This is a genomic window from Gilliamella sp. B2911 (assembly GCF_026536965.1).
GTDB lineage: Bacteria > Pseudomonadota > Gammaproteobacteria > Enterobacterales > Orbaceae > Gilliamella > Gilliamella apicola_E.
The window spans coordinates 1-26747 of the sequence record NZ_JAFNNA010000015.1 but is presented as its reverse complement, the minus strand read 5'-3'; the positions used below and the strand labels follow the sequence as shown (position 1 = coordinate 26747).

The window sequence follows — 26747 nt, the reverse complement described above, 5'->3', positions numbered from 1 at the left end:
TTGAGTTTTTGGGGATTGAGAAGTGTAATTTTGTGAACTTACAGAAGATAACAAAATTACACTAAAAGTAACGATTATCGACTTTTTGATAAATTATTCTTCATCTAATAAGTCACTTTGCGCTATCCATAAATATTGGAACATGGATACTAACGTTAAAATTGTGGCTAAAAAAAGTGCAGCTAGCCCCGCATATATAACAAGATCGCAAGGACGCCAAAGTAACCAAGTTAATGCTGTCATTTGAGCAATTGTTTTAATTTTGCCAATTGAAGATACTGCAACATTACCTCGTTTGCCAATTTCAGCCATCCATTCACGTAATGCAGAGATAATAAGTTCACGAGAGACGATTATTATTGCAGGAATAGAAATCCACCACGCTTGATAATATTGCGTTATAAGTACCAATGCGATTGTTACCATTATTTTGTCGGCAACAGGATCTAAAAAAGCACCAAATTTAGTTGTTTGACCTAATCGGCGGGCAAGGTAACCGTCAAAAACATCTGTAACTGCGGCTATTAGGAAGATTAATGCCGAAAAAAAGCCTGACCATTCATGAGGGATTAAATAAAATGCCAACACAAAAAATGGGATCAGTATTACTCGAAATAATGTTAAGAATGTAGGTAAGTTAATTTTCATGTGACATTAGCTCATATTGTTTTATTAATCAAATGGTTAGCGACAATTAAAAAAACAGGGTTTTCTCATTGATTATGTTGCCTGAAAAATGTTAATTTTTCAATGTGTTATTGCTGTAAATTTAGATAAATTTTTTCAGCTAATGATTTTGAAATACCTTGAACTTGTGCAATTTCGTCTATACTGGCATTTTTCAACTCTCTAAGCCCACCAAAATGTTTAAGCAATGCTTGCCGTCTTTTTCCACCAACGCCTTCAATATGCTCTAAAGCACTGTCAGTTAACTGTTTAACGCCTTTTTTACGTTGACCAACAATTGCATGATCGTGCGATGCATTTCGAATCTGTTGAATAAGCAGTAAAGCAGGGGAATGATAATCCAGATAATATCCTTTTCCATGAGCTTCAAAGAATAGTGTTTCTAATCCCTCTTTACGTTCAGCACCTTTGGCCACACCAATTAAAATAGGGTGGTTTTTATCCCAGTTTACGTCTAAATTATCAAAAACCCTTAACGCTTGGTTAAGTTGACCTTTTCCTCCATCTATAAAGATGATGTCTGGGATCTTATCTTCAGGAAGATCTTTCTTACTATAACGACGGGTTAAGACTTGCTCCATTGCCGCATAATCGTCTCCAGGCGTGATACCATTTATATTGTAGCGACGAAACTCAGATTTAACGGGGCCTTTATCATCAAAAACGACACAAGATGCAATTGTGTTTTTACCCATAAAATGGCTTATATCAAAACATTCCATTCGATTGATTTTATCAATGCCCAAAAACTCTTTTAGTGCATCATATCGTTGTTTAATGGTAGAGTTTTCAAGTAGTTTATTTTTTACTTCAGTTTGAGCATTAACTGTTGCAATATTTAATAGTTTAAGGTTATCACCTTTTGGTTCATCAACTATTTTTACTTGATGTTCAGCGACAATAGATAAAGTATCTTCCATTGCTTGCTTATCAGATAATGAAAAATTGAGAAGAATTTTCTTCGGAATATTTCTATTTTGATTTCCTTGTAAATAAAATTGCCCTAAAAATGTCTCGATCACTTCTTCTAGTTCAGTATTAGATGGCACTTTTGGAAAATAAGAACGATGTCCAAATGTTTGACCATTTCGAATAAAGAGTACATAGATACAAGCTAAGCCGAGTTCGTAATGGAAACCAATCACATCTAAATTATCATTATTGTTATAGATAGCTTGTTTTTCATTTATGTGTTTGATCGCTTGTAGCTGATCTCGTAATGCGGCTGCTTTTTCAAAATTAAGTTCACTACTGGCTTTTTGCATATCCGCAGTAATTTTTTGCAATATTTGGTCTGATTGTCCGGAGAGAAATAACCTTACATAATTAACTTGTTCATTATAATCTTCGTCGCTAACTAAGCCTGGTACACAAGGCCCTAAACAGCGTTTGATTTGGTACTGTAAACAAGGACGAGTTCGATTACGATAAGTGCTATTTAAACATTGTCTTATTGGAAATGTTTTTTGTAATAAGGCAAGAATTTGTTTTACCGCATATCCACTCGGATAAGGGCCAAAAAACTCATCTTTTTTTCGATTAATTGCACCTCGATACAAAGACAATTGAGGATGTCTTTCTTTACTTAATTTGATAAACGGGTAGCTTTTATCATCTTTGAGCAATACATTGTATTTTGGTTGATATTTTTTGATATAAGTTTGTTCGAGTAATAATGCTTCAGTCTCTGTATTGGTGATGGTAAATTCAACTCGATGAATATGACTTACCAATCGATCGGTTTTGATCGTTTTTTTACTGCTATTGAAATAGCTTTTTAAGCGATTATTGAGATCTTTCGCTTTTCCCACATAAATAATGGTATCTTTATCATTAAACATTTGATAGATACCTGGTTTATGTGGGACTGTTTTTAGAAAAGATGCTGTATCAAATTGGCTCATATTAGTTTTCAAAGGTGAGGGCTTTTTTCTCTATTATCCTCATAATGGTGCTTAAAATACCATTTATCAAGAGGTAAATGAGCCCTGCAACCATAAAAATTGAGAAGTCATAGTATTCACCATTTAATGCATTACTATATCCCATTAAATCCATAACAGGAATCATTGAAGCTAAGGCTGTTCCTTTTACCACAAAAACGACTTCGTTAGAATAAGTAGAAAGAGCACGTTTTAATGCATATGGCATGACAATTTTAAGAGTTTGTCTTTTGTTCATACCTAAAGCGCTACATGCTTGCCACTGTCCTTGTGGAACAGATTTTAATGCACCATAAAATATTTGTGTAGTATAAGCGGCACTATTAAGCGTTAAAGCTAAATAAGCACAAAACCAAGGTGAAGAAATAAAATCATAAAAAGCAGGAAATTTACTTAAATATTCACCAAATTGTGATGGTCCATAATAGATTAAAAACAGCTGTACTAATAATGGTGAACCAGTAAAAATAATGATATAAGCGCGAATTGTTTTCGTTAATAGCTTAGAATTTAACGATAAAAGACATGAAAAAACAATAGCCAAAATACCAGCCGTTAATATACCGAATATACTTAGACTTAATGTATCAGGTAGACCTTGAAGAATGATTTTTAGATAAAAAATAAAATTATCAGACATAAAATAACCTTACTGACTATTGGCTGATGGTTCAAAATGGGTTGCACGTTTTTCAATACGTGAAATAATTTTTTGACTTAAAATTGATATCACTAAATAAATAATCATCGCAACAAAGTACCATAAAAAAGGCTGATTGGTTCGGGCAACTATTGTTTTGGTTTGCATCATTAAATCATCTATCGCGATTGCTGAAACAAGGGCAGTATCTTTTAATAAGATTAACCATTGGTTACTCAAACCGGGTAATGCGTGTCGCCACATTTGTGGCATGATAATACGAAAGAAAGTTCGAGATTTGCTTAATCCTAAAACTTGAGCTGCCTGTTTTTGTCCGCTTGAAATCGCTTTAAATGCACCGCGTAACGTTTGTGAGGCATAAACAGCGTAGAGTAATGATAAAGCAAAAACACCGCATAAAAATGGGTCTGGTTGGGTATTATGAATACTCATTTTTACGGTAAACGATGTAAAGCCGAGAGGAACGGTAAAGCCATCATCTAATGCCATCAATAGCAGTGGTAAACCAGTATAAATCGCAACCACAATTAATAATTCGGGTAAAGCTCGAATGGTTAAATTGAATAGCGACATTAGCCATGCAACGGGTTTGAATGGTACTGATTCTAAAATAGTAAAAATGAACGCAAAAAACATTCCAACGACTAACGATACAAATGCTAATGATAACGTAATCGCGGTAGCTTTCGTAAGCGGCAAAATATACCCATCCATAGAAGAGAGTAACAAGTCTATACCGTGTGCAAAAAATTCTGACATAAAAGAACCGTAGTTAAATTTAAAAAATAAACTCGCCGCAGAATATGCGGCGAGATAAATAAGAACTGATTTTGTTATTAATAATTATTTACTAAACCATTTTTTATAAATAGCATCTAATTCGCCATTTGCTTTTAGTTTATCGATTGCTTGATTAAATTGTTCAAGTAATTGATCATTGCCTTGGCGTAAAGCAATACCTAAACCTTCACCAAAAAATTCATGATCGGTAATTTTATCGCCTAAAGCAACGATATCAGCATCTTTACCTAACCATTCACCAGCAACAAAAGAGCTTGAAACAATAGCATCAATACGTTTAGCTTTTAAATCTAAGAAAGCAAATTGGTAGCTATCATAGCTTACTGCTTTAACATCAGGATATTTTTCATTTAAATATTTTAAATAAGTTGTACCTTTTTGAATACCAACTTTCTTACCTTTTAGCTGATCAAGACTTGTTAAGGAATCTTTTAATGTAACAAATTGGATTGAGCTATCATCATAATAGATTTTAGTAAATGCAACTTGCTTTTGACGTTCAGGCGTAACATCTATACCAGCAATAGCCGCATCGATTCGACGAGTTTTTAAACTAGGAATTAATCCATCAAATGATTGATTTACAATGTTACAAGTTACTTTCATTTCATCACAAAGTTTATTCATGACGTCAATATCAAAACCGATGATTTCGTTTTTATCATTAGTAAATTCGAAAGGTGCATAAGTCGCTTCGGTACCAATGGTTAACGTTTCAGTTGCTTGAGCTGCAAATGCAGATCCTGCAAGTATAATAGCTAGTAATGTTTTTTTCATATATCCACCCAATCAGATTTTTATTAATATTAATGCGATAGATAAGCTTTGAACTCTTCAGTTTTTGGATGAGCAAAACACTCAATTTGACCTTGTTCAACAATCTTACCATGTTCCATGTAAATCACTTGTGAAGCAACTTTACGTGCAAAATCGACTTCATGCGTAACAATAATCTGTGTAATTCCTGTCTGTGACAGTTCATTAATGATTTCTGCAATTTGAGATGTGATTGCAGGATCTAAAGCTGCGGTTGGCTCATCAAATAGCAAAATTTTAGGTTCCATCATTAAGGCTCTCGCAATAGCCACTCGTTGCTGTTGACCACCTGAAAGGTGAAGAGGGTAACGATGGGCCATTTCATCAATTTGTAAGCGAGCCAAAATTGACATGGCTTTTTCACTTGCTTCTTTTTTCGATAGTTTCAAAACTTGGCAAGGGGCTTCAATTAAGTTCTCTAAAACAGTTAAATGTGGCCATAAGTTGTAATTTTGAAAAACCATGCCAACATTTTTGCGCAAAGTTCGAATAGTTGATTCACTTATTTTTTTGGAAAAATCAAAATGTGAATCCGCAATTGTCATTTCACCAGACGTTGGTATTTCAAGTAAGTTAAACACTTTCAGTAAAGAACTTTTACCTGCACCGCTCTGACCAAGTAAAACAATTGTTTCACCTAAAGGGTAACATAAAGAGACATCATTTAATGCCTGATGTTTACCATAAAAACAGTTAATATGGTTTAATTCGATATTCATTAGTATTAGATAAACTATTTAAATTTTAATTGACTAAATATTACTTTTTTTTGCATAAAAATGCAATCTAAATTATTAGACAACGATATTTTAGCTTGATTTTTAAGCTAAAAACCCGGCTCCTCAACTTTTTTTATTGTCGTTATTTTAGTGTTGTATCAAGTTGTTTGTATAATCATCAGTACTTAGAATTATAAAAAACATGAAGATTAAATACTAATGTGAGATATATGACCATATACTTAGTTCAAAAACCCCGTTCCTCAACTTTTTTTTAGATTTATATAATGTTATTAATTTTGATTATTAATGATTGGAATGGTAGGACCAAGAAATTTAGGTTCTTTGTTCAGGATGTAAAGATCAATAAAAGCACTTACTCGTGCAAACATCTCTCTAATTCGAACTAACTTCATACTTTTGGGCGCAGGGACAGCAAAACATTGAGCTTGAATACCTTGCGCTAACGCAATAAACATTGCTCGTTCACAATGGAATTCTTGAGTAATAATAGTAAATTCATCTGCGTCAAAGACTTTATTTGCACGAACAATTGAATCGAAGGTTCTAAATCCAGCAAAATCTAACACAATGGCATCTTTAGGGATGCCTGCTTTTATGAGATCTTTCTGCATCATAATGGGTTCGTTATAATTTAATTGCGCATTGTCTCCACTAAGCAATAAATAATCAACTTTACCTTGCCAATAGAGATCAATCGCACCATCTATTCGGCTGCGATAAAAACCATTGATTCCGCCATTTTTTACATATTTAGATGTTCCTAATACAACACCAATTGTTCGGTAGGGAAGTTTGTTTTCATCGTGATAAATGTAAGGTGCTGTCTTATAGCTTATCCAAAAGTCGAGTCCAATTACTAAGGCAAGTAGTAATGAAAAAAAAGCAATAAAATAAGCAATAAGTTTTTTTAACTTCATACTAAAACCAATCAAAAATAAATACCATTATTGGGAATAAAAATGGTGCTGTTAATGAGGTCATAATACCACATAAAACTAGAGATAGGGAGCTATAAGCCCCTTCGTTATAATTGACTTCAATACAACGCGCTGTACCTACAGCATGAGATACTGCGCCAATTGATAACCCCCTTGCTGAAGGTGTTTTTATTCTAGCAACGTTCAGTAATTGATGACCGAAAATACCACCTAGTGTTCCAACAAGTATTACGCATAATGCAGCGATTGATTGAACGCCACCCTCATTACCAGCGATGGTGACCGCGATGGCTGTTGTCACTGATTTAGGTAATACTGATGCAGCAATTTCTTTACTACCCCCTAACCATAATGCAATAAACACACCGGTTACCATAGACGCTATGGAGGCTGTGAAGGTGATAATCATGATTGACTTCCAACGGGCTTTTATTTGTGGAATGAGTTCATATAAAGGATAAGCTAAAGCAACGACAGAGTAAGGGAGTAGATCGTTAATAATTTTTACGTTTTTAACATATTCAACATACTCGGTATTTGTAATTAATAAAATAGGGATTAATACAATAACCGAAATGACTAATGGGTTAAATAACGGATTTTTAATTTTAAATGAAATTCTTCTAATAATTAAAAAAACCAAAACGGTTAATGGTAGCATCCATATCATGATTGGTTCTCCCTATTATCGGAGGTTTTAACGACTTTTTTATGCAGATGTTCAGTTAAAAAAGCGGTTAAATATAAGACAATAACTGAACCACCAACACTAGCAAAAATTATCGGTATCCAATTATCTAAGAGTAATGAATAATTATCCATTATCCCCATCGCCGCAGGAATAAAGAGTACCGTCATGTATCGCATGAAAAGATTACAACTATTTTTTATCCAACACGTTGGTATTAATTGAAAAGTTAATAAAATGAACAAAATCAATAAACCAATAATACTTCCAGGGATCATGATTGGTAAGATTGCAGATACGACATTTCCTGCCCATAAGCAAATGGTTAGGATAATCAAGCCTCGACCGTAGCTAAATAGTGTGTAGTATAAAGAATAAAGTCGATGCTTAATGGTTGCATGTTTGGCTAAAAAGTGTTTCATAAATTAAATGCTAATTGTTTAAAACTTAAATTATGATTACCAATTCTATAGTAAGAGATGGCATTGTACTTTGAACAGGCGTATATGATACGCCCGTAACATTTAATTATCCAACTAAATAATGACAATATTGATATAGTTGTTTTAGTAATGCCAGCTTTTCAGGTTTTTGTATATAAATCTCAGCAAGTTGTTCAAGGGTTTGCATATAATCTTGAACTTTAGTTGCATCTAGTTTATCACGACAATGATCTTGCCAGATTCGTAACTCTTGTTCAGTTAACGTTTCTGGATAGTTTCTAGCTTTATAACGAAACAGTAATTTTGCTAATCTTGGATCATCAAAAGTTAACGATAAACTATCTAATAATTGGGGGGGAGTAGTTCGAATCGTTTCACAATTTAATAAATCATTTCCATTTAAAAAGCCTGCATATATTTGCGCATCGACATCATTATTGTTATTTGAGTATTCATTATCCATGCCAAATAGTTCACGCATTTTACTTTGTAATAAACTTTGATTTTCCAGTAGTTTTTGTTGATTTTCTAAGCATTTTTGTTTATCAAGATCGAAACGTTTTGCATTATCGGGTAATAGTGTGCTCAATGGCGCAATGATTGGGCATTTGTTAATATGAATTAGTTTTAATGGGATACGTTGTTCATCAACATCAAGATCTTCAGTTTTAGTGTAGAGTTTCTCTCGAATAGTTTCGACTGGTAAATTAATCAGTGAATCGATATCTCCAGTAAGATCACAAACAATCACTGCATTTTTTTGATTTGCGTGCCATGCAATAGGGCTAACTAATGACATGTTACCGCGATAACTACCTAACATGCCAGAAACGTGAATTATTGGCGTCATGTTGGCAATATCGATAAGCTCGACAACTTTATTTTTATTACGTAGTGTGAAGAAGTAATTGAATAACTTTGGTTGTACTTGCTTAATTAATTTTGCCATCGCAATAGTGGCGTAGACATCAGACATAGCATCATGCGCATGTTCATGTTTAATATTATTAGCTTTAGTGAGATCTTCTAATCGAAAACTAGGGAAACCAGATTCATTTATTGGCCAATTAATCCCTTCCGGTCTTAATGCATAACAAGCTCGGACGACATCTAGTAGGTCCCATCTTGAATTACCGTTTCGCCAACTATAAGCATAAGGGTCATAAAAGTTACGGTATAAGATGTTGCGAGTCACTTCATCATCAAAACGAATATTATTATAGCCTAAGATACACGTGTTAGGTTGGCTAAATGCTTCATGTATTTGTTTGGTGAATTCGGCTTCACATATACCTTTTTGATTTGCTTTTTGTGGTGTTATTCCAGTTATTAGCACAGCTTCAGGGTTGGGAAGATAATCTTGGGCTATTTGACAATAGATGACTAAAGGTTCTTCAATAATATTAAAATCACTGTCAGTTCGAACACCAGCAAACTGAGCAGGGCGATCTAAAGCTGGATTTATGCCAAAAGTTTCATAATCGTGAAAATAAAAGGTTATCTGCTGTGAATTATTTTTCATTATTTTATAATTTTTTGTATTTAAATTTATTAAATCAAGCTGTTTTGTTTATCGGCTTTAGGATGATATTTAAGTCTGATATTGAAAAATATTAACTAAATATCGATAGTTATATATTTTATATTATATCAGATTTAATGAGAGTAATGTGGGATAAAATATAATTATTGGAAGATAAGCTCAAATAAAAAAGTGAATATAATAATATATTCACTTTTCTAATCCTCCTAAATTAGTAATAATTATCGAGTTCTTTTAGAAATATTTTTAACTCTTCTATCCATAATTCAGCATTCATGGTTGTACCATGGCCTCGGGTCTTAACACTTGCTGGAATTAGATAATATTTAGCAGCAACAACATCCTTGAGGGCTTTTTCCATTAAACCTGTGTTTGGTGGATTTCTTTCATCATCTTCTGAATTGATAACTAACATAAATGCTTTAATTTTTGTTAGCTCTTTTGTTGGATCAAAGTTTCTGGCAGCATCCCATTGATATAAAAAATCATTCGCGTCCATTGTTGTTCGTTCTTTTAACTTATTTGCTAATATTTCTTCTGTTTTCTGGGTGTTATAAGCGTTATTTTGCCAGGCAATATCACCTCCGTTAGTCGCGATATCGTAATAATTATAAACAGTTTGGAATTTTTCAGGTTGTTTGCTATAAAAGCCATTATTCCAATCAGGATCGTCTTTAATTGAATTAATGATCATCTTTCTCATTATCCAATTTCGACTAGACATTGGCGCAGGGGTTGCTGCCATTGCAATTGCTGCTTTCATGTAATTAGGATACATAGTTACCCATTGCCATGTATTCATTCCACCCATCGAGTTACCAATAATAAGTTCAAGATGATCTATATTTAAACCTTTTTTCAAAAGTAGGTATTGAGCATTAACCATGTCGGTATAATCATAATGAGGAAAGTTTCCTTTCAAACCGTCAGAGGGTTTCGAAGATTGACCTGTACCAATAGCATCAGGCAATATTATGAAATATTTTTCAGCATCCAACGGCATTCCTTTATCGAATAAGGCATGACCAAAACTGTCATTAAGCATTGAATCTCCATTGCCAGTTGTGCCATGTAAAACTAATACTGGCTTTCCTTTAGGGTCGCCGATAGTGACATAATGAATTTTCAAATTTTGAATTGTGTTACTATCATTAAATTTAAATTTTTCAATAATATAATCACCTTCTTTTCGGTTATAGAACTCGGAACAATATCCTTGCGATGCGAAAACAAGAAAAATAAAAAATAGTAGCGCTTTTTTTATATTATTCATATGTGGCTCTCTCCTTCATAATTACGTTATGAATCATATGTGTAAGAGATAGGGTAGGAAGGTAATATTTACGTTGAATGAATTTTTTCCAACGTTAGTTTCTATAATAATTTATTAAATGATAGTCATCCAATAAAAATACGTTTATTTACATTAAATAATTAAATTTGAATATGAATTTTAAGTATAAACGGAAAGTTCTTTAAGTTAGTAAAAAGGGAATTATTAATTCCCTTTCTTGAAGTTATTTAATAGAATTTTTAGTCTTTGGGTGCGCTTTCGATGATATCAGCTAGCTTTTCGAGAGTTAATCTTAAGAACCTTGGCATAGCTTCGATTTCAATCGAGTCCATCAAGTTTTTCACATAGAGCCCTAATTCAGTATCGCCTTCAACAATGAGTCGACGTTGAAAGAATAATGTATCAGGATCTTGCCGTCTAGTTGCTATCATTATTAAGTCATTGGCATTGCCGATGAAGCTTACATCAGGTATTTCTTCACGGCTAACCACAAGTTTGTTATCAATTAAGCTGACAAACCAGACTAATTGAAGATCGACAACTTGGATTTTGAGCCAACGATTTTCTAAAAAATCTAGCTCGCCATCTTCAAGTGAGTGTTTGAATTGCAATTGTAATAATTGTTCAATAGCTCTTTTTTTTACGCTAAAGGGTATACATTGTAATGTCATACCCAACATTTGTGGCGCTTTATCGACAAATTGTGAATGAATTCTTCCTAGAAATTGGTGTTTATTGCCAATCATTTACGCATCTCCAGAGATCATCTTCTCATAAATATCTAAATCGGTATTTAGATGCTCGAAAACTTCTTCACTAACTTCATCACGAACTTTCATTTGAAGTAATGCGGTGCGCTCCGCCCCAATTGCGACTAAACGCATACGTCTTTCTAGATTTTCAGCTTCAAGAGCTTTTTGTTCTAAATCTTTTAAGCCAGTTCGACGTCTTAATGAACCTATAACACGTGAACCAACTTCGTGGATAATTTCTTGATCTAGGCCTTCTTCAGACGTTTCTTGTAAAAGGCTAGTTTGCATTTTTTCAAGACTAACGATAGCTTCTTCAGCCATTTGTCCTTTTACGGTTAATATTTCGTTGTCTTGTTCGGAGTTATCCAAGATCACACTACCTCGTAATAAAATTGGTAACATGATAATAGCGGATATTAATGATACTAATATAATACCAGCAGCAATAAATACGAGTTGATATCTGCCCGCAATGGTTATTGGAATAGATAATACACCGGCTAGTGTTATCGCTCCGCGGACACCAGCAAAAGTAGATATCCATAAATCACGTGTGGTATATGAATTAAATGCTAATGGACGCTTTGTGCCAAATGGCATTGTTGGCATTTTTTTCATAGCCCAAAGCCAAGCAAATCGAGTGCCCATTAATACTATAAAAACGAACAATACAATTAAGCATAGTTGCCATAATTCAATTGATGCATCGGTTTGGTTTTCAGCAAATGTATTTTTTAAAATACTTGGAAGCTGAATACCTAATAGAACAAAAACAAATCCATTGAATACGAACGTTAACATTGACCATGCACTATCAGATTGTAAGCGAGTTGTTAAAGGGGCATTACGCATCATTCCTGAGTGGTTAACTGTCATACCAGCACTTACTGCAGCTAAAATACCGGAACAGTGACATTCTTCAGCAATGATATAAGCGGCAAATGGTAGTAAGAATAATAGTACGATTTGGATTGCGGGATCATTGTTTGTTAGTTGGTTTATTTTACGCAAAATACGAGCATATAACCAAGTGAATATCACCCCAACAGCTAATCCACCTAAAGCAACCACAAAGAAGGATATACTGATTTGTAATAAGTTGAATTCAAATGCACCCGCTGCAATTGCAAGTGCAAATTTTAAGGAAACAAGGCCAGAAGCGTCATTCATTAAGGCTTCACCTTCAATGATTTCCATCTTCTCTTTTTCAATTCGTCCTTTACCGACAATACCACTAAGTGCGACGGCATCGGTAGGTGATAATACTGCTGCTAATGCAAATACGGCTGGCATTGAAATATCTGGTAGCATCCAATGTAGTAAGTAACCCAGAGCAACAATTGATATAACCACTAGAACCAAGGCTAGCCCTACAATTTCTCGTACATTATGGACAAAATCTTTTACAGAAGTTTTACGTCCATCAGCAAATAGTAAAGGAGGAATGAACAGTACAAGAAATAGGTCTGAGTTAAACTCTAAATAAATACCTAATGCGGCAAGAATACTACCTAGTAGTATTTGCATTAGAGGCAATGGGATCTGTATTGGTAACATTTTTATAATGACACCAGAAAGTGATACAATTAATACTATTAGTAATATTGTTGAAAATAGTTCCATAGCTACTCTTTTAGTTATCCCATATATAGTTATCTATTATATAGGATTTTTAAGAATATTTCAGGTTAAAATTGTATAAAATCACTCAAATTTTAAGCAATCTCTATTATTGATCAAAAAAAGTAATAATTTAATTGATGGGCAGGTTAGATGGAAAATTGGCGAAGAGCATTTGTATTACATACCAGAACATACAGTGAAAGCAGTTTGCTAGTCGATTTATTCGTTGAAAATGTTGGGAAAGTAACCATTTTAGCAAAAGGTGCTAGGCGTAAACGCTCTGCATTAAAAGGTGTTTTACAACCTTTTACTCCACTAATTGTTCAATATTCAGGTCATGGAGAAATAAAAACTTTACGTCAAGTTGAGGCTGTTTCCCTTACTTTACCTCTTGTTTCTGTTTATTTATATAGCGCCTTTTATTTAAATGAACTATTACACCGTGTTTTAGTCGCCGAAACCGAAATAACTACGTTGTTTGATGATTATCTAGCAAGTATACAACAATTAGCCCAACAAGTTCCTGCTGAAAACGTGTTACGAGCATTTGAATTGGCCTTACTTGAAAATTTGGGCTATCACGTTGATTTTTTTCATTGCAGTGCAACAGGTGACGATATTGTTGAATCTATGCATTATCAATATATTTCAGAAAAAGGTTTTATTTGTAGTTTGTTACAAAATAGTACCGCTTTCACTGGTGAAGAAGTCTTAGCTTTAGGGAAAAGGCAATTTCACAATATCGATACACTTAAAGCGGCAAAACGTTTTACCAGGATGGCGTTAAAACCTTATGTTGGTGCAAAACCATTTAAAAGTAGAGAATTATTTTTAAAAATATAATTTGTCTTTTAACTTAATTTAAAAGGGACTTTATGTAAAATGTATCAGATCTATTCCGTCAACAATGTTGACGGAAAGATGATTAACCATAAATTAATAAACCGGAGGTTTGGCATAATTACCATTATCAGCAGGAAAAGCATTTGGACTTAATTTTTGATAGTTTCTACTATTATCCTCTAACTGGAATATTGCCGTGCCTATTACACCTATATTTGTTGCTGAACCTTCACTATTATGATTAGCATAAGCACTAGAGCTGTCAGAAAAAGTAAAAGCAGCTACTTCATTATTACTTTTACGGAAGCCTTCAATCACAAGTGTGTCATGTGGTCTTAAAATATAGCCATTGTTTGATAATGAACCAGCTTTACCATTAATAACGTCTAATCCATCAATAGTTGCTACAATTTCATAGGTATTAGAAGAGTAATTACGATAGAATAATCGGTAACTTTGTCCTACTTTACCTTGTAACTTAACGTTGTTATTTTGTTTAGTTAATTGCCATTTTTTGCCACGATCATCAAGGAAAGCCATACCAATTCTGCCATTATTCAACATAACTTCTGAAATTGCTTTTCCATTATATTGATGTGCTGAATAATTGATAGTAATAACATCAATAGGGTAAAAACCGGTACGTTTCATACTTACTTGTTGAACATGCGATTCAATGCCATCTCCCCATTGAGTCCCTAAGCTTTTATTAGCACTTTCTGTAACAGTATTTGATGATGCAACATCACTATTACGATAAGATTGGCATCCAGTTACAATTAAAGTTAATAAAGATAAAATAGCGATAAAATATTTTGTATGCATTACTTTCATATTCCTTTATATATTATGTAGTCAAACATATTTATCTTAATACATTATATTATTATATATAATATTTTTTTGCTGGCTATGTTTTATTTCAGCTATTTATAATTAATTATGACTAATTAAGTGTTATTAAATTATTATAATAAAATCTGTGATAAACCCTCGGTATTCTATTTAAAATCCTTAAGATAAGTGGTAGTATACACAACTATTTTTTATGTACGCATGTGCGCTTTCGTGTGGCGCACCACTGTTATAAGGATTTATTATGCCAATTATTACTCTTCCTGACGGAAGTCAACGTCAATTTGATAAGCCTGTTACTGTTTTAGAAGTTGCTCAAAGTATTGGAGCTGGTCTTGCCAAAGCATGTATTGCTGGGCGAGTAAATGGTGAACGTAAAGATGCTTGTGATTTAATTGAGCAAGATTCAACTTTATCTATTATTACATCAAAAGATGAAGATGGGCTTGAAATAATTCGTCACTCTTGCGCTCATTTGTTGGGGCATGCAATTAAACAACTTTGGCCAAATACGCAAATGGCAATTGGTCCAACGATTGATAACGGCTTTTATTACGATGTCGATTTAGATCACTCTCTAACTCAGGAAGATCTTGACGCTCTAGAAAAGCGTATGCATGAATTGGCTAAGAAAGATTATGAAGTTATAAAAGAAGTAGTAAGTTGGGAACGTGCTAGAGAAGTATTCTGGGAGCGTCATGAACCATATAAAATTGCTATTTTAGATGAGAATATTCCAAAAGATTCTACTCCTGCACTTTATCACCATGAAGAATATATTGACATGTGCCGCGGGCCACATGTGCCGAATATGCGTTTTTGCCATCATTTTAAATTACAAAAAATTGCTGGAGCATATTGGCGGGGTAATAGTGATAATAAAATGTTACAACGTATTTATGGCACAGCATGGGCTGATAAAAAACAACTTGATAGTTACTTACAATTTTTAGAAGAAGCAGCTAAGCGAGACCATCGTAAAATTGGTAAACAGCTAGATTTGTATCATATGCAGGAAGAAGCACCTGGTATGGTGTTTTGGCATAACGATGGTTGGATTATTTTCCGTGAACTTGAGGTTTTTGTTCGCACTAAACTAAAAGAATACGATTATCAAGAAGTGAAAGGTCCATTTATGATGGATCGGGTTTTATGGGAAAAAACAGGTCACTGGGGTAACTATAAAGAGTTGATGTTTGTTACTTCATCTGAAAATCGTGAATACTGTATTAAACCGATGAACTGCCCAGGGCACGTTCAAATTTTCAATCAAGGTTTAAAATCTTATCGCGATTTACCACTAAGAATGGCTGAGTTTGGTAGTTGTCACCGAAACGAACCGTCAGGCTCATTACACGGTTTAATGCGTGTTCGCGGTTTTACTCAAGATGATGCACATATCTTTTGTACTGAAAACCAAATCCGCAGTGAAGTTAATAACTGTATCAAAATGGTTTATGACATGTATAGCACATTTGGTTTCAAAGACATCACTGTTAAATTATCAACTCGTCCTGAAAAACGTATTGGTAAAGATGAAACTTGGGACTTAGCCGAGAACGATTTAGCAGAATGTTTAACTGAAAATGGTATTGAATTTGAGTATTTACCTGGCGAAGGTGCATTTTATGGGCCAAAAATTGAATTTACGCTTCATGATTGCTTAGGCCGTGCATGGCAATGTGGTACTGTCCAACTCGACTTTATGTTACCAGAAAGATTAGATGCAACTTATGTAGGTGAAGATAATGAACGTCATGTTCCAGTTATGATTCACCGAGCGATTTTAGGTTCGATGGAACGTTTTATGGGAATTTTGACTGAAGATTGTGCAGGATTCTTCCCAACTTGGTTAGCACCATTACAAGTGGCCGTTATCAATATTACCGATAATCAAGCTGATTATGCGAAACAATTAACCAGCCAATTACAAAAAGTTGGTATTAGAGCAAAAGCAGACTTGAGAAATGAGAAAATAGGGTTTAAAATTCGTGAGCATACTCTAAAACGTGTTCCTTATATGTTTGTTTGTGGAGACAAAGAAATGGAATCAGGAACAATTTCAGTTAGAACACGCCAAGGTAAAGATCTTGGTAGCTTTGAAGTGAAACATGTTATAGAATTATTGCTTAATGAAATTCATAGTCGTTCATTAGAACAGATGAATTAATGATAAATTACTTTGGAGGAATGAGATATTAAAGTCAGTAAGCGAATTCAGTCAACACGCGCGCACAAAATTAACGATGAGATTACAGCTCGCGAGGTGAGGTTAACCGGCGTCGATGGTGAACAGCTCGGTATTGTTAGCTTAGATGAAGCTTTAAAACAAGCTGAAGAAGCAACGTTGGATTTAGTTGAAATAAGTCCTAATGCAGAGCCACCTGTTTGTCGAATTATGGATTATGGCAAATTCCTCTATGAAAAGAGTAAAGCAACAAAAGAACAGAAGAAGAAGCAAAAGGTTGTTCAGGTTAAGGAAATTAAATTCCGACCTGGTACAGACGAAGGCGACTATCAGGTAAAACTCCGCAGCCTGATACGCTTTCTTGAAGATGGCGATAAAGCCAAAGTTACGTTGCGTTTTCGTGGACGTGAAATGGCTCACCAACAGTTAGGTATTGAAATGCTTGACCGCATTAAAGAAGACTTAGCTGATTTGGCGGTTATTGAATCTTATCCAACTAAGATTGAAGGTCGTCAAATGATTATGGTGTTAGCGCCGAAGAAAAAGTAATGGTTTTTCAAGTTAATTTTTAGTTTCTAAAAATTACACCATTATTTTATTTTTATTAACAATGCGAAGTGGAAATTTATAAAATGCCTAAAATTAAAACTGTAAGAGGCGCAGCAAAGCGCTTTAAAAAAACAGCTTCTGGTGGCTTTAAGCATAAACAAGCTAACAAGAGCCATATCCTAACTAAAAAATCAACTAAGCGTAAACGTCATTTACGTGGTTTGACTACTGTGTCAAAAGGCGATTTAGGTTTAGTAGTGGCGTGTGTTCCATACGCTTAATTATTGATTAATTTTTTAGAGGATATAGTTTATGGCTCGTGTTAAACGTGGTGTTATTGCTCGTGCACGTCACAAGAAAATTTTAAAACAAGCAAAAGGGTATTATGGTGCTCGTTCACGTGTATATCGTGTTGCTTTCCAAGCAGTAATTAAAGCAGGACAATATGCTTATCGTGACCGTCGTCAACGTAAACGTCAATTCCGTCAATTATGGATTGTACGTATCAATGCTGCTGCTCGTCAATGTGGTCTTTCTTATAGTCGTTTCATCAACGGTTTAAAGAAAGCTTCAATTGAAATCGATCGTAAGATCCTTGCAGATATTGCAGTATTTGATAAAAATGCATTCGCTGCATTAGTTGAAAAGGCAAAAGCTGCACTTTAATAGCTTTATAAGAGCCGAGTTATCTCGGCTTTTATGTTTTATAAAAAGATTATTTAAGAGTTAATTATGAATTTAGTTATTTTTCGTTTCTTTTTTAGCTTCAATAATGCTATTCGTTCGTGAGGCAAATAAAAAACGAAAAATAATTATAAAAGCCTCAGAAGAGGCTTTTTTTATGTAATAAACAATAAGCAGGAGAACTGTATGTCTCAATTAGTTGAACTGGTAAGCAATGCCAAATCCGCTATTGAAAATGCTAATGATATTAATACCATAGAACAAATTCGAGTGGAATATTTTGGTAAAAAAGGCTATTTTACAATGCAGATGGCTTCTTTACGTGATGTTCCCGCTGATGAACGCCCGGCTGTAGGTCAGAAAATTAATGATGCTAAGCAACAAGTTGTTGAGTTATTAAATCAGAAGCGTAACTTTTTAGAGCGTCAGGCTCTTAATGCAAAATTAGCAAATGAAACAATTGACATTACATTACCAGGTAAGTCGCTAGAATTAGGTGGTTTACATCCAGTTACTAAGACAATTAATCGTTTAGTTGAATTTTTTGGAGAACTGGGCTTTGTTGTTGAGACTGGACCAGAAATCGAGGACGATTATCATAACTTTGATGCATTAAATATTCCTGCTCATCATCCTGCACGTGCTGATCACGATACATTTTGGTTTGATGCAAAACGTTTATTACGCACACAAACTTCTACAGTTCAAATAAGAACAATGGAAAATCAAAGACCGCCAATCCGAATCATTGCTCCAGGTAGAACTTATCGTAATGATTATGATCAAACGCATACGCCAATGTTTCACCAAATGGAAGGGTTATTGATAGATAAAAATGTAAGTTTTACCCATTTGAAGGGGTTATTGCATGATTTTCTTCATTGTTTTTTTGAGGATAATATGGAAATTAGATTTAGACCTGCATATTTTCCATTTACAGAACCTTCAGCAGAAGTGGACATCAAGGCTAAGAATGGCAAATGGTTAGAAGTTTTAGGATGCGGTATGGTTCATCCTAATGTATTACGTAATGTTGGAATAGATCCTGAAATATATAATGGTTTTGCCTTTGGTATGGGAATTGAAAGGTTAACTATGTTGCGTTACGGTGTCACTGATTTGCGTTCTTTCTTTGAAAATGATTTACGTTTTTTAAAACAATTTAATTAATTCTGGAGATCAAAACATGAAATTTAGTGAAAGTTGGCTACGTGAATGGATCAATCCAGAAATTAGTAGCGAAATGTTAGCCGATCAATTAACCATGGCTGGACTAGAAGTCGATGATGTTGAAAAAGTTGCTGGTGATTTTTCAGGTGTCGTTGTTGGAAGGGTAGTTGAGTGTAAACAACATCCTAATGCCGATAAGCTCCGTGTAACTAAAGTCGATATTGGCAAGCCTGAATTACTGGATATTGTTTGTGGTGCACCAAATTGTCGTCAGGGTTTAACTGTTGCTTGTGCAACAATTGGGGCTGTCCTACCAGGTGATTTTAAAATTAAAGCCGCCAAATTACGTGGCGAACCTTCAGAAGGTATGCTTTGTTCTTACTCTGAATTAGGAATATCTGAAGATCATAGTGGCATTATTGAATTGCCTGATGATGCACCTTTAGGGCAAGATATCCGTGAATATCTAAATCTTAATGATGTTATGATCGAGATTAGTGTTACGCCTAATCGGGCTGATTGTTTTGGTATCATTGGTGTTGCCCGAGATATCTCTGCAGTTAACAATATTCCAATGAAACAACTTAATATTGAAAGTGTTCCAGCAACTATTGCTGATACTGTGTCAATTGAAATAAATGAACCTAAAGCTGCGCCACGTTATCTTGGTCGAGTAATAAAAAATATTGATGTTAATGCAACAACACCACTTTGGATGAAAGAGAAATTACGCCGTGGTGGTATCCGCTCAATTGATGCCATTGTCGATATTACTAATTATGTGTTATTAGAATTAGGTCATCCGATGCATGCATTTGATTTGGCGCAAATCGATTCAGGAATCATTGTTCGTTATGCTCATCAAGATGAAAAACTTGTTTTATTAAACGGGAATGAAGTCAAACTAAACGATAAAACACTCGTTATTGCTGATCATCAAAAAGTATTAGCAATGGCTGGTATTATGGGGGGAGAAAAATCTGGCGTAACAACTTCCACAAAAGATATCTTCCTTGAATCAGCTTTTTTTGCACCATTAGCAATAACTGGTAAAGCTCGTGAATATGGTTTACATACTGATGCTTCTCACCGTTATGAACGTGGTGTTGATCCTTATTTACAATTATCTGCTATGCAAAGAGCAACTCAATTAATTGTTGATATTTGTGGTGGTGATGTAGGTCCTATCTCTGAAATTACAAACGAAAAAGAGCTTCCTTCTCAAGCTACAATTCAACTACGTAGACATAAAGTGGATCAAATTATAGGTTATGTAATTGAAACTCAAAAAATTACAGACATTTTAGTTAGATTGGGCTGTGAAGTTTCTTATAATGAAAATGTTTGGACTGTTAAATCACCAAGTTGGCGATTTGATTTGCAAATCGAAGAGGATTTAATTGAGGAAGTTGCTCGAATTTATGGCTATAACAATATTCCTAATGTGAATCTGAAAATAGAATCTGTAATGAAGCCAAAACCTGAAAATATAGTCCCTTTGTCTAGAGTAAAAAATTTATTAGTAGATAAAGGTTATCAAGAGGCGGTGACTTATAGTTTTGTTGATCCTAAAATTCAACAACTTCTTCACCCAGAGCAGCATCATATTACATTACCTAATCCTATTTCGAGTGAAATGTCAGTTATGCGTTTATCATTATGGTCAGGGTTATTAGATGCTGTAATATATAATCAAAATCGTCAACAATCTCGGATGAGATTATTTGAAACAGGCTTACGTTTTATTCCAGATGATTCATGTGAATTTGGTGTTCGCCAGGAATTGATGCTTGCTGGTGTTCTTACTGGCACTCTTTATGAAGAGCATTGGTCATTACCTAAACAAAATATTGATTTTTATGATTTGAAAGGGGACTTAGAGTTACTATTTTCTCTTTTAGGTTGTAATGAAAAAATTGTATATCAGAAATCAGAGCTTGATGCATTACATCCTGGACAAAGTGCTGCTATTTACTTGAATGGCGAGCTTATTGGTAATTTTGGTGTTTTACATCCAGAAATTGAAAAAAAATTATCTTTAAATAGTAAAACGCTTGTTTTTGAAATAAATTTAGATAAAATTAATGATAAAAGAGTACCAGTTGCTCATGAGTTATCTAAATATCCGTCTAATAAGCGAGATATTGCTGTAGTTGTATCTAACACAATACCAGCAGCAGATATTATTTCTGAGTGTAAACATGCTGGTGGTGAACAACTTGTAAGAGTTAATTTATTTGATGTATATCAAGGTGAAAACATAGATAAAGATCAGAAAAGCCTTGCTATCAGTTTGATTTTACAAGACAAATCACGTACACTAGAAGAAGAAGATATAACAAACATTGTAAGCAAGTGTGTTATTGCTTTACAAAACCGTTTCAATGCCCTATTAAGAGAATAATAATTATGACATTAACTAAAGCTGATATTGCAGATCGTCTTGCCGATAAATTTGATATTGATCGTCAAGAAGCTAAAGTCCTAGTTGAACTTTTTTTCGAAGAAATTCGTGTTGCTTTAGAAAAAGGTGAACCTGTTAAACTGTCTGGATTTGGTAATTTCGCTGTTCGTGATAAAAATTCACGACCAGGTCGCAATCCAAAAACAGGCGAAAGTGTTGATATCTCAGCTCGTCGAGTTGTCACATTTAGACCAGGTATTAAATTTAGAGAACGAATTGAGAAAAATTTAACTCTATAGTTAAACATTTTTAAATTTCGTTTGATATGTAATAGCCTTTCTGTTGTTATTACAAGACAGGAAGGTTAGTTCTTTTTTCGTTATAAATATTGTAATAATTTGCTAATTAAAGCATAATAACGCCTCTTCAATGGAGGCTCTATGGGTCCTCTTGCAACATTTTTTTGCTCATCAGGTCAGGTCCGGAAGGAAGCAGCCAAAGTAAAAAATATGTGTGTGGGATGTGGCTGATAGGGTCTCCTCCAAAATTCTCTAAATTAATATTGCTATTAACTTACCATTGTCTTTAATGGCTATTAAATAGTCACTTAATTTATCCTTTCAAAATTTCATATTAAAGAGGTTGTAGAGATGCAACATTTTTGCGATCATATATCAAATTTTATTTATCTTCTTAAGTAAAATTATTCATATTAGAAAAACAGTAATGAGGAATTATTTATGATGCGAGTTGGATTATTTATCCTAACTAACTTAGCTGTTATGTTTGTATTTGGTATTATTTTAAGTATTTGTGGCGTTGATGCTCATAGTACATTAGGATTGCTTATATTTGCGGCTATATTTGGTTTTGGTGGGTCTTTTATTTCACTTCTTTTATCTAAAAGAATGGCTTTAAGTTCTGTTGGTGGAAAAATAATTACTAATCCTCGCAACGCTCAAGAGCAATGGCTTTTAGATGTAGTTAATCGCCAAGCAAATGAATTGAAATTAAAAACACCACAAGTTGCGATTTATCAAGCAGAAGATATAAATGCTTTTGCAACGGGAGCAACTAAAAATAATTCTCTCGTAGCTGTTAGCTCGGGTCTTTTAGCCGCTATGACTCAAGATGAAGCTGAAGCTGTAATTGGACATGAAATGAGTCACGTTGCAAATGGTGATATGGTGACAATGGCGCTTTTACAAGGTGTACTTAATACTTTTGTTATTTTTATTTCACGAATTTTTGCTTCAATCGTAACAAAAGCTTTGGAAGATAGAAGTGAAGGATTATCTACTTTTGCTTATTATTTCATCGTAATGATTTTTGAAACTGTATTTGGTATTTTAGCAAGCATCATTGCTATGTGGTTTTCACGTTATCGAGAGTTCCATGCTGATGCAGGCTCAGCGAAATTAGTAGGGTCTACTAAAATGATTGCTGCTTTAGAAAAATTAAAATTGAGTCATGAGCCAAGTGAAGAAGCATCAATTTTGGCATTCTGTATTAATGGTGAGAAGAAAGCAAGATTTTCTCAACTATTCTTATCTCATCCACCTTTAGATAAACGTATTGAAGCATTGCGTAATCAATCTAATATTCTTTAATAAATAATATTTAAAAACTTCAATGGCAAATATTAATTGTATTTGCCATTTTTTAATTAAAATTTAATATACCATCCTAATATTTTCTCAGAGAATCTCTCATGTATAGGCAACACACTACTAAATTAGAATTACTTAGCCCCGCAAAAAATGTAGAAATTGCAAAAGAAGCTATCTTACATGGAGCTGATGCTATTTATATTGGCGGTCCTCAATTTGGTGCTCGTCATAATGCTGGTAATTCAGTAAGTGATATTGCTAAACTAGTAGAATTTGCCCAACATTTTTACTCTAAGGTTTTTGTAACTTTAAACACAATTCTTCATGACAATGAGCTTGAAGCTGCAAGGCAATTAATTTGGCAATTATATAATGCTGGGGTGGATGCTTTGATAGTTCAAGATATGGGAATATTAGCTATGGATATCCCACCAATTGATTTACATGCTAGTACCCAAATGGATATTAGAACGCCAGAAAAAGCTAAATTTCTTTCCGATGTAGGTTTTTCTCAAATAGTTTTAGCGAGAGAATTAAATTTAACCGAAATAGCAAACATACATCAACAAATTGATGCAAATATTGAATTTTTTATTCATGGCGCATTATGTGTTGCATTTTCTGGTCAATGCTATATTTCTCATGCACAAACGGGGCGAAGCGCTAATCGAGGCGACTGTTCTCAAGCTTGTCGATTGCCATTTACATTAAAAGACGAACAAGGTCGCATCGTCGCTTATGAAAAACATCTTTTATCAATGAAGGATAATAATCAGTCTGATAATTTAATAGAGTTGATACAAGCCGGAGTGAGATCTTTCAAGATTGAAGGCAGATACAAAGATTTGAGTTATGTTAAAAATATAACCGCATTTTATCGTAAAAAATTAGATAATATTTTAGAAAAAAACACAGATTTTGTTGCTGCATCGAGTGGCAAAACTGAACACTTTTTTACCCCGGATCCAAATAGAACATTCCACAGAGGATCTACCGATTATTTTGTTCGAGGTAGACAAGCCAATATTGGTGCATTTGATTCACCCAAATTTATTGGTTTAACAATTGGTGAAATTATAAAAATTACTAAACAATCTATCGTAATAAAATCAGAACAAGCGTTAACTAATGGTGATGGATTAAATGTTTTAATCAAAAGGGAAATTATAGGTTTTAGAGCTGATAAAGTAGAAAAAATTGGTAATAATCATTATCAAGTATTTCCTAATGAAATACCTAAAGCATTATATTCTATAAAATTACCTTATCAAATTAATCGCAATTTAGATCATAATTGGCAACAAATTTTATTAAAAGAATCTAGTTGTCGTCGTATCGGTGTAACATTTAGGCTTAAAAATATAGCAAATGGTTTGGAGTTAATTGCATCAAGTGAAGAGGGTAGTAGCGTTAAAATTGAATTGAAAGGCCCATTTGAGCTAGCTAAGCAACAGGATAAAGCTCTCAATAATATAAGAGATAGTTTATCTAAGTTAGGCCAGACAACCTATTATTTAGCGGAGTTAATTATAGATTTAAACCAAGCTTATTTTGTTCCCAACAGTCAATTAAATCAGTTAAGACGAGATATTATTGATAAATTAACTCTAGAGCGATTAAATAATTATCGAAGAAATATTCGTAAACCTCAAGTACATCCAACACCGATATATCCTGAACAACAATTAAGTTTTTTAGCTAATGTTTATAATCACAAAGCTCGTGAATTTTATGCTCAACATGGTGTAAAACTAATCGAGAGTGCATTTGAAGCTCACGAAGTTAAAGATGACGTTCCTTTAATGACTACAAAGCATTGTCTAAGATTTGCATTTAATTTATGTCCAAAACAAGCTAAAGGGATTCAAGGAGTTAAAACTAAAGTAACACCAATGAAATTAATTCAAAATAATAATGAAGAATTAATTTTAAAATTCAACTGTAAAGCTTGTGAAATGCAGGTTTGGGGCAAAATCAAAAAACATATTTTAAAAATCCCAGTACTTGGTAGTGAAGTTATTTTACTGACAAATAATAATTAACATATTGATTATTATTGATTTCTATCTTATTAATAAAAAATATTAGCGATAAATAGTAATGCAAAAGGTGTTATTTTAGTTCGCAATAATGTTATTATTTAACATAATATACATTATAGGAACTTTAATGTTATGATTTTATTAAATATAATTAATTAGGTGCGTAATAATTGAAAATAAGTGATAAATCTCATTACAAATTAATATACTGAGCTACTCAACATAACGCATTTCACATTATGTATACTAAATTAATTTAACTAAAAAATATCAATAGATTGATGGTTTATTTTAAATAAACTTAATTTACTTAAAAATGTATCTACACTATCTTTCCATATCGTTATCTTTATTTGTCTGATCGATTTTTTATTTGCCACATTCTGCTTAGCAGTTTGAAGTAGTTTAGCAAGGCTCTAATCTTGTGATAGTTTATTTTCATCTTTATTAATTTCATATTGAATAGATACAGATGGTAAACCTTTATCAATCTTGGAATCATAAATTTTTTCTTGTCGATTATAAACGGTTAATGATTCAATTTGCGTTGATTGACTTAGTTTGCTTCAATAACTTGATCATGCACATTTTTGGGAACATAGCGCGGGATACGTTCTCGATAAGAATTTAATTCAATAATTAGACTATTATTACTGAATTCAGTTTGAAGTTTATTTGTAAAGGTAGATTTACCAGCTCCTGGTTGTCCGCCTACAACATAAGCTTTGGGTTTTGTTGTGATGTCAATTCATTCGGGCTGTTCTATATGAATATCAATCCATATGTCATTAACGATATGATTCTTTTATTGATTAGATACATGGGATAATTGTTCATTGTTTTTCATATTAGTTAATTATATTTATTTTCGATTAACTGGAAAAATTTTAATGCAGCTTCATAATCAATTTCTTCATAAGAAGTATCTGCAATTTTTTTTCTAAATTCTCTTAATTTTTTAATATCTTCTAACATATCTGATGTATATTCATTGCCATAGCCCTTTGCTTTTGAAATGCAAATTCGAACACTGTTATACATTTCTTCCCATAAAAACTCTTTTTCGTCAAAAGTCGCCATAAATTTTTCCTTTTCTGTATTAAATTAATAAACAGTTTAGATTATAGAATATATTTTTAATGGCGTACAAATCAAAAGGCTCCCTATGCTTTCTTTTCCACTTGGACCCCTTTTAAAAATTATTTATAATTCAGCCGTCAATATCACCAAAACTACCTAAGGAGCGCAATATGCGGGACCAAAAAGAAAGAATTTATAGTATTGAAAGATTGACAAAAGCTGAGTTTAGATATGCATTGAAGTTTAACTTAATTACTCAAGAACAGTATGATAAATATCTACAAGAACTCAATGAATTAATGTCATACATTTATGAAAAATATAAAGATGACCCAAGTTTTTATCCAGATGATTGGGATAAGATAAATAATTACTATGAAAAAATTGTAG

The 26747-nt window shown here is 33.4% G+C and carries 27 protein-coding genes and 1 other RNA gene; 12 read left to right on the top strand and 16 right to left on the bottom strand.

Annotation, left to right across the window (positions count from 1 at the left end; all coding sequences use genetic code 11):
• Positions 1-93 precede the first annotated feature (93 nt).
• The 13 genes from pgsA to J3U27_RS10645 all read right to left on the bottom strand — a co-directional run bounded on the left by pgsA (position 94) and on the right by J3U27_RS10645 (position 12932).
• Entirely contained in the window at positions 94-648 is a 555-nt protein-coding gene (gene pgsA / locus J3U27_RS10705; protein WP_065734099.1) for a CDP-diacylglycerol--glycerol-3-phosphate 3-phosphatidyltransferase, read from the bottom strand.
• 107 nt (positions 649-755) lie between these two features.
• Entirely contained in the window at positions 756-2591 is a 1836-nt protein-coding gene (gene uvrC, locus J3U27_RS10700) for an excinuclease ABC subunit UvrC (RefSeq protein WP_065734100.1), read from the bottom strand.
• Position 2592: 1 nt separating this feature from the next.
• Positions 2593-3270 (bottom strand): arginine ABC transporter permease ArtM, encoded by a 678-nt coding sequence (gene artM / locus J3U27_RS10695; RefSeq protein ID WP_065562114.1) that lies wholly within the window; start codon positions 3268-3270, stop codon positions 2593-2595.
• Positions 3271-3279: 9 nt separating this feature from the next.
• The gene (artQ, locus tag J3U27_RS10690) at positions 3280-4050 is read right to left on the bottom strand and encodes an arginine ABC transporter permease ArtQ (RefSeq protein ID WP_218059990.1); all 771 of its coding nucleotides are present in this window, start codon (positions 4048-4050) and stop codon (positions 3280-3282) included.
• A gap of 84 nt (positions 4051-4134) precedes the next feature.
• Complete coding sequence (locus tag J3U27_RS10685; protein ID WP_065562113.1) at positions 4135-4869, bottom strand: transporter substrate-binding domain-containing protein; 735 nt, start codon at positions 4867-4869, stop codon at positions 4135-4137.
• A gap of 29 nt (positions 4870-4898) precedes the next feature.
• Complete coding sequence (artP, locus tag J3U27_RS10680) at positions 4899-5627, bottom strand: arginine ABC transporter ATP-binding protein ArtP (RefSeq protein ID WP_220226030.1); 729 nt, start codon at positions 5625-5627, stop codon at positions 4899-4901.
• Positions 5628-5920: 293 nt separating this feature from the next.
• Positions 5921-6568 carry an ElyC/SanA/YdcF family protein gene (locus J3U27_RS10675; protein WP_065734101.1) on the bottom strand — a complete coding sequence of 216 codons (648 nt, stop codon included), beginning with the start codon at positions 6566-6568 and terminating at the stop codon, positions 5921-5923.
• A 1-nt stretch (position 6569) separates the two neighbouring features.
• On the bottom strand, positions 6570-7259 hold the full coding sequence (locus tag J3U27_RS10670; protein WP_220226032.1) for a CidB/LrgB family autolysis modulator: 690 nt from the start codon (positions 7257-7259) through the stop codon (positions 6570-6572).
• Positions 7256-7699, bottom strand: coding sequence for a CidA/LrgA family protein (locus J3U27_RS10665; protein ID WP_081303336.1), 444 nt, complete (start codon positions 7697-7699; stop codon positions 7256-7258). The genes J3U27_RS10670 and J3U27_RS10665 overlap by 4 nt, the downstream gene beginning before the upstream one ends.
• 106 nt (positions 7700-7805) lie before the next feature.
• On the bottom strand, positions 7806-9242 hold the full coding sequence (gene sbcB, locus J3U27_RS10660) for an exodeoxyribonuclease I (RefSeq protein ID WP_267377436.1): 1437 nt from the start codon (positions 9240-9242) through the stop codon (positions 7806-7808).
• 232 nt (positions 9243-9474) lie between these two features.
• Entirely contained in the window at positions 9475-10536 is a 1062-nt protein-coding gene (locus J3U27_RS10655; RefSeq protein ID WP_267377435.1) for an alpha/beta fold hydrolase, read from the bottom strand.
• 260 nt (positions 10537-10796) lie between these two features.
• Positions 10797-11303 (bottom strand): ubiquinone anaerobic biosynthesis accessory factor UbiT, encoded by a 507-nt coding sequence (gene ubiT / locus J3U27_RS10650; protein WP_065562107.1) that lies wholly within the window; start codon positions 11301-11303, stop codon positions 10797-10799.
• Entirely contained in the window at positions 11304-12932 is a 1629-nt protein-coding gene (locus J3U27_RS10645; RefSeq protein ID WP_065562106.1) for a Na+/H+ antiporter, read from the bottom strand. It lies immediately after the preceding gene.
• Between the two features lie 150 nt (positions 12933-13082).
• On the opposite strand from J3U27_RS10645, the gene recO reads away from it, so the two are divergent.
• On the top strand, positions 13083-13775 hold the full coding sequence (recO, locus tag J3U27_RS10640; protein ID WP_065562105.1) for a DNA repair protein RecO: 693 nt from the start codon (positions 13083-13085) through the stop codon (positions 13773-13775).
• Between the two features lie 93 nt (positions 13776-13868).
• Here recO and J3U27_RS10635 read toward each other — a convergent pair whose 3' ends face one another.
• Positions 13869-14600, bottom strand: a complete 732-nt coding sequence (locus J3U27_RS10635) for a hypothetical protein (protein ID WP_267377434.1) — start codon at positions 14598-14600, stop codon at positions 13869-13871.
• Between the two features lie 274 nt (positions 14601-14874).
• Here J3U27_RS10635 and thrS point away from each other — a divergent pair, with 274 nt between their 5' ends.
• From thrS to J3U27_RS10585, 10 genes are all read left to right on the top strand, one after another.
• The gene (gene thrS / locus J3U27_RS10630) at positions 14875-16800 is read left to right on the top strand and encodes a threonine--tRNA ligase (protein ID WP_267377433.1); all 1926 of its coding nucleotides are present in this window, start codon (positions 14875-14877) and stop codon (positions 16798-16800) included.
• 27 nt (positions 16801-16827) lie between these two features.
• On the top strand, positions 16828-17367 hold the full coding sequence (gene infC / locus J3U27_RS10625) for a translation initiation factor IF-3 (protein ID WP_065562102.1): 540 nt from the start codon (positions 16828-16830) through the stop codon (positions 17365-17367).
• A gap of 83 nt (positions 17368-17450) precedes the next feature.
• Positions 17451-17648: a 50S ribosomal protein L35 gene (rpmI, locus tag J3U27_RS10620; RefSeq protein ID WP_034882133.1), complete on the top strand. Its 198-nt coding sequence runs from the start codon at positions 17451-17453 to the stop codon at positions 17646-17648.
• Positions 17649-17679: 31 nt separating this feature from the next.
• On the top strand, positions 17680-18033 hold the full coding sequence (gene rplT, locus J3U27_RS10615; protein WP_024496189.1) for a 50S ribosomal protein L20: 354 nt from the start codon (positions 17680-17682) through the stop codon (positions 18031-18033).
• A 204-nt stretch (positions 18034-18237) separates the two neighbouring features.
• On the top strand, positions 18238-19221 hold the full coding sequence (gene pheS, locus J3U27_RS10610; protein WP_267377432.1) for a phenylalanine--tRNA ligase subunit alpha: 984 nt from the start codon (positions 18238-18240) through the stop codon (positions 19219-19221).
• A gap of 16 nt (positions 19222-19237) precedes the next feature.
• Positions 19238-21625, top strand: a complete 2388-nt coding sequence (gene pheT, locus J3U27_RS10605; RefSeq protein WP_267331071.1) for a phenylalanine--tRNA ligase subunit beta — start codon at positions 19238-19240, stop codon at positions 21623-21625.
• A 5-nt stretch (positions 21626-21630) separates the two neighbouring features.
• Positions 21631-21924, top strand: coding sequence for an integration host factor subunit alpha (locus J3U27_RS10600; protein ID WP_034882129.1), 294 nt, complete (start codon positions 21631-21633; stop codon positions 21922-21924).
• A 140-nt stretch (positions 21925-22064) separates the two neighbouring features.
• Positions 22065-22160: signal recognition particle sRNA small type (ffs, locus tag J3U27_RS10595), an RNA gene on the top strand.
• 205 nt (positions 22161-22365) lie between these two features.
• Positions 22366-23235, top strand: a complete 870-nt coding sequence (htpX, locus tag J3U27_RS10590) for a protease HtpX (protein WP_065734110.1) — start codon at positions 22366-22368, stop codon at positions 23233-23235.
• Positions 23236-23336: 101 nt separating this feature from the next.
• Complete coding sequence (locus J3U27_RS10585; protein WP_267377430.1) at positions 23337-25277, top strand: peptidase U32 family protein; 1941 nt, start codon at positions 23337-23339, stop codon at positions 25275-25277.
• Between the two features lie 556 nt (positions 25278-25833).
• Here J3U27_RS10585 and J3U27_RS11680 read toward each other — a convergent pair.
• Both J3U27_RS11680 and J3U27_RS10580 read right to left on the bottom strand, forming a co-directional pair.
• Positions 25834-26019 (bottom strand): zeta toxin family protein, encoded by a 186-nt coding sequence (locus J3U27_RS11680; protein WP_416380567.1) that lies wholly within the window; start codon positions 26017-26019, stop codon positions 25834-25836.
• A gap of 110 nt (positions 26020-26129) precedes the next feature.
• A complete protein-coding gene (locus J3U27_RS10580; protein WP_267331073.1) occupies positions 26130-26357 on the bottom strand; it encodes a hypothetical protein in 228 nt (75 codons plus the stop codon).
• A gap of 170 nt (positions 26358-26527) precedes the next feature.
• Between J3U27_RS10580 and J3U27_RS10575 the strand changes: the two genes are divergently transcribed.
• Positions 26528-26747 (top strand): hypothetical protein (locus J3U27_RS10575; RefSeq protein ID WP_267377428.1); only part of this gene is annotated, 220 nt, incomplete at its 3' end.

Coding starts and splice junctions, on each gene's coding strand:
- pgsA (WP_065734099.1), bottom strand. CDS start 648: ATGAAAATTAACTTACCTACATTCTTAACATTATTTCGAGTAATACTG.
- uvrC (WP_065734100.1), bottom strand. CDS start 2,591: ATGAGCCAATTTGATACAGCATCTTTTCTAAAAACAGTCCCACATAAA.
- artM (WP_065562114.1), bottom strand. CDS start 3,270: ATGTCTGATAATTTTATTTTTTATCTAAAAATCATTCTTCAAGGTCTA.
- artQ (WP_218059990.1), bottom strand. CDS start 4,050: ATGTCAGAATTTTTTGCACACGGTATAGACTTGTTACTCTCTTCTATG.
- J3U27_RS10685 (WP_065562113.1), bottom strand. CDS start 4,869: ATGAAAAAAACATTACTAGCTATTATACTTGCAGGATCTGCATTTGCA.
- artP (WP_220226030.1), bottom strand. CDS start 5,627: ATGAATATCGAATTAAACCATATTAACTGTTTTTATGGTAAACATCAG.
- J3U27_RS10675 (WP_065734101.1), bottom strand. CDS start 6,568: ATGAAGTTAAAAAAACTTATTGCTTATTTTATTGCTTTTTTTTCATTA.
- J3U27_RS10670 (WP_220226032.1), bottom strand. CDS start 7,259: ATGATATGGATGCTACCATTAACCGTTTTGGTTTTTTTAATTATTAGA.
- J3U27_RS10665 (WP_081303336.1), bottom strand. CDS start 7,699: ATGAAACACTTTTTAGCCAAACATGCAACCATTAAGCATCGACTTTAT.
- sbcB (WP_267377436.1), bottom strand. CDS start 9,242: ATGAAAAATAATTCACAGCAGATAACCTTTTATTTTCACGATTATGAA.
- J3U27_RS10655 (WP_267377435.1), bottom strand. CDS start 10,536: ATGAATAATATAAAAAAAGCGCTACTATTTTTTATTTTTCTTGTTTTC.
- ubiT (WP_065562107.1), bottom strand. CDS start 11,303: ATGATTGGCAATAAACACCAATTTCTAGGAAGAATTCATTCACAATTT.
- J3U27_RS10645 (WP_065562106.1), bottom strand. CDS start 12,932: ATGGAACTATTTTCAACAATATTACTAATAGTATTAATTGTATCACTT.
- recO (WP_065562105.1), top strand. CDS start 13,083: ATGGAAAATTGGCGAAGAGCATTTGTATTACATACCAGAACATACAGT.
- J3U27_RS10635 (WP_267377434.1), bottom strand. CDS start 14,600: ATGCATACAAAATATTTTATCGCTATTTTATCTTTATTAACTTTAATT.
- thrS (WP_267377433.1), top strand. CDS start 14,875: ATGCCAATTATTACTCTTCCTGACGGAAGTCAACGTCAATTTGATAAG.
- rpmI (WP_034882133.1), top strand. CDS start 17,451: ATGCCTAAAATTAAAACTGTAAGAGGCGCAGCAAAGCGCTTTAAAAAA.
- rplT (WP_024496189.1), top strand. CDS start 17,680: ATGGCTCGTGTTAAACGTGGTGTTATTGCTCGTGCACGTCACAAGAAA.
- pheS (WP_267377432.1), top strand. CDS start 18,238: ATGTCTCAATTAGTTGAACTGGTAAGCAATGCCAAATCCGCTATTGAA.
- pheT (WP_267331071.1), top strand. CDS start 19,238: ATGAAATTTAGTGAAAGTTGGCTACGTGAATGGATCAATCCAGAAATT.
- J3U27_RS10600 (WP_034882129.1), top strand. CDS start 21,631: ATGACATTAACTAAAGCTGATATTGCAGATCGTCTTGCCGATAAATTT.
- htpX (WP_065734110.1), top strand. CDS start 22,366: ATGATGCGAGTTGGATTATTTATCCTAACTAACTTAGCTGTTATGTTT.
- J3U27_RS10585 (WP_267377430.1), top strand. CDS start 23,337: ATGTATAGGCAACACACTACTAAATTAGAATTACTTAGCCCCGCAAAA.
- J3U27_RS10580 (WP_267331073.1), bottom strand. CDS start 26,357: ATGGCGACTTTTGACGAAAAAGAGTTTTTATGGGAAGAAATGTATAAC.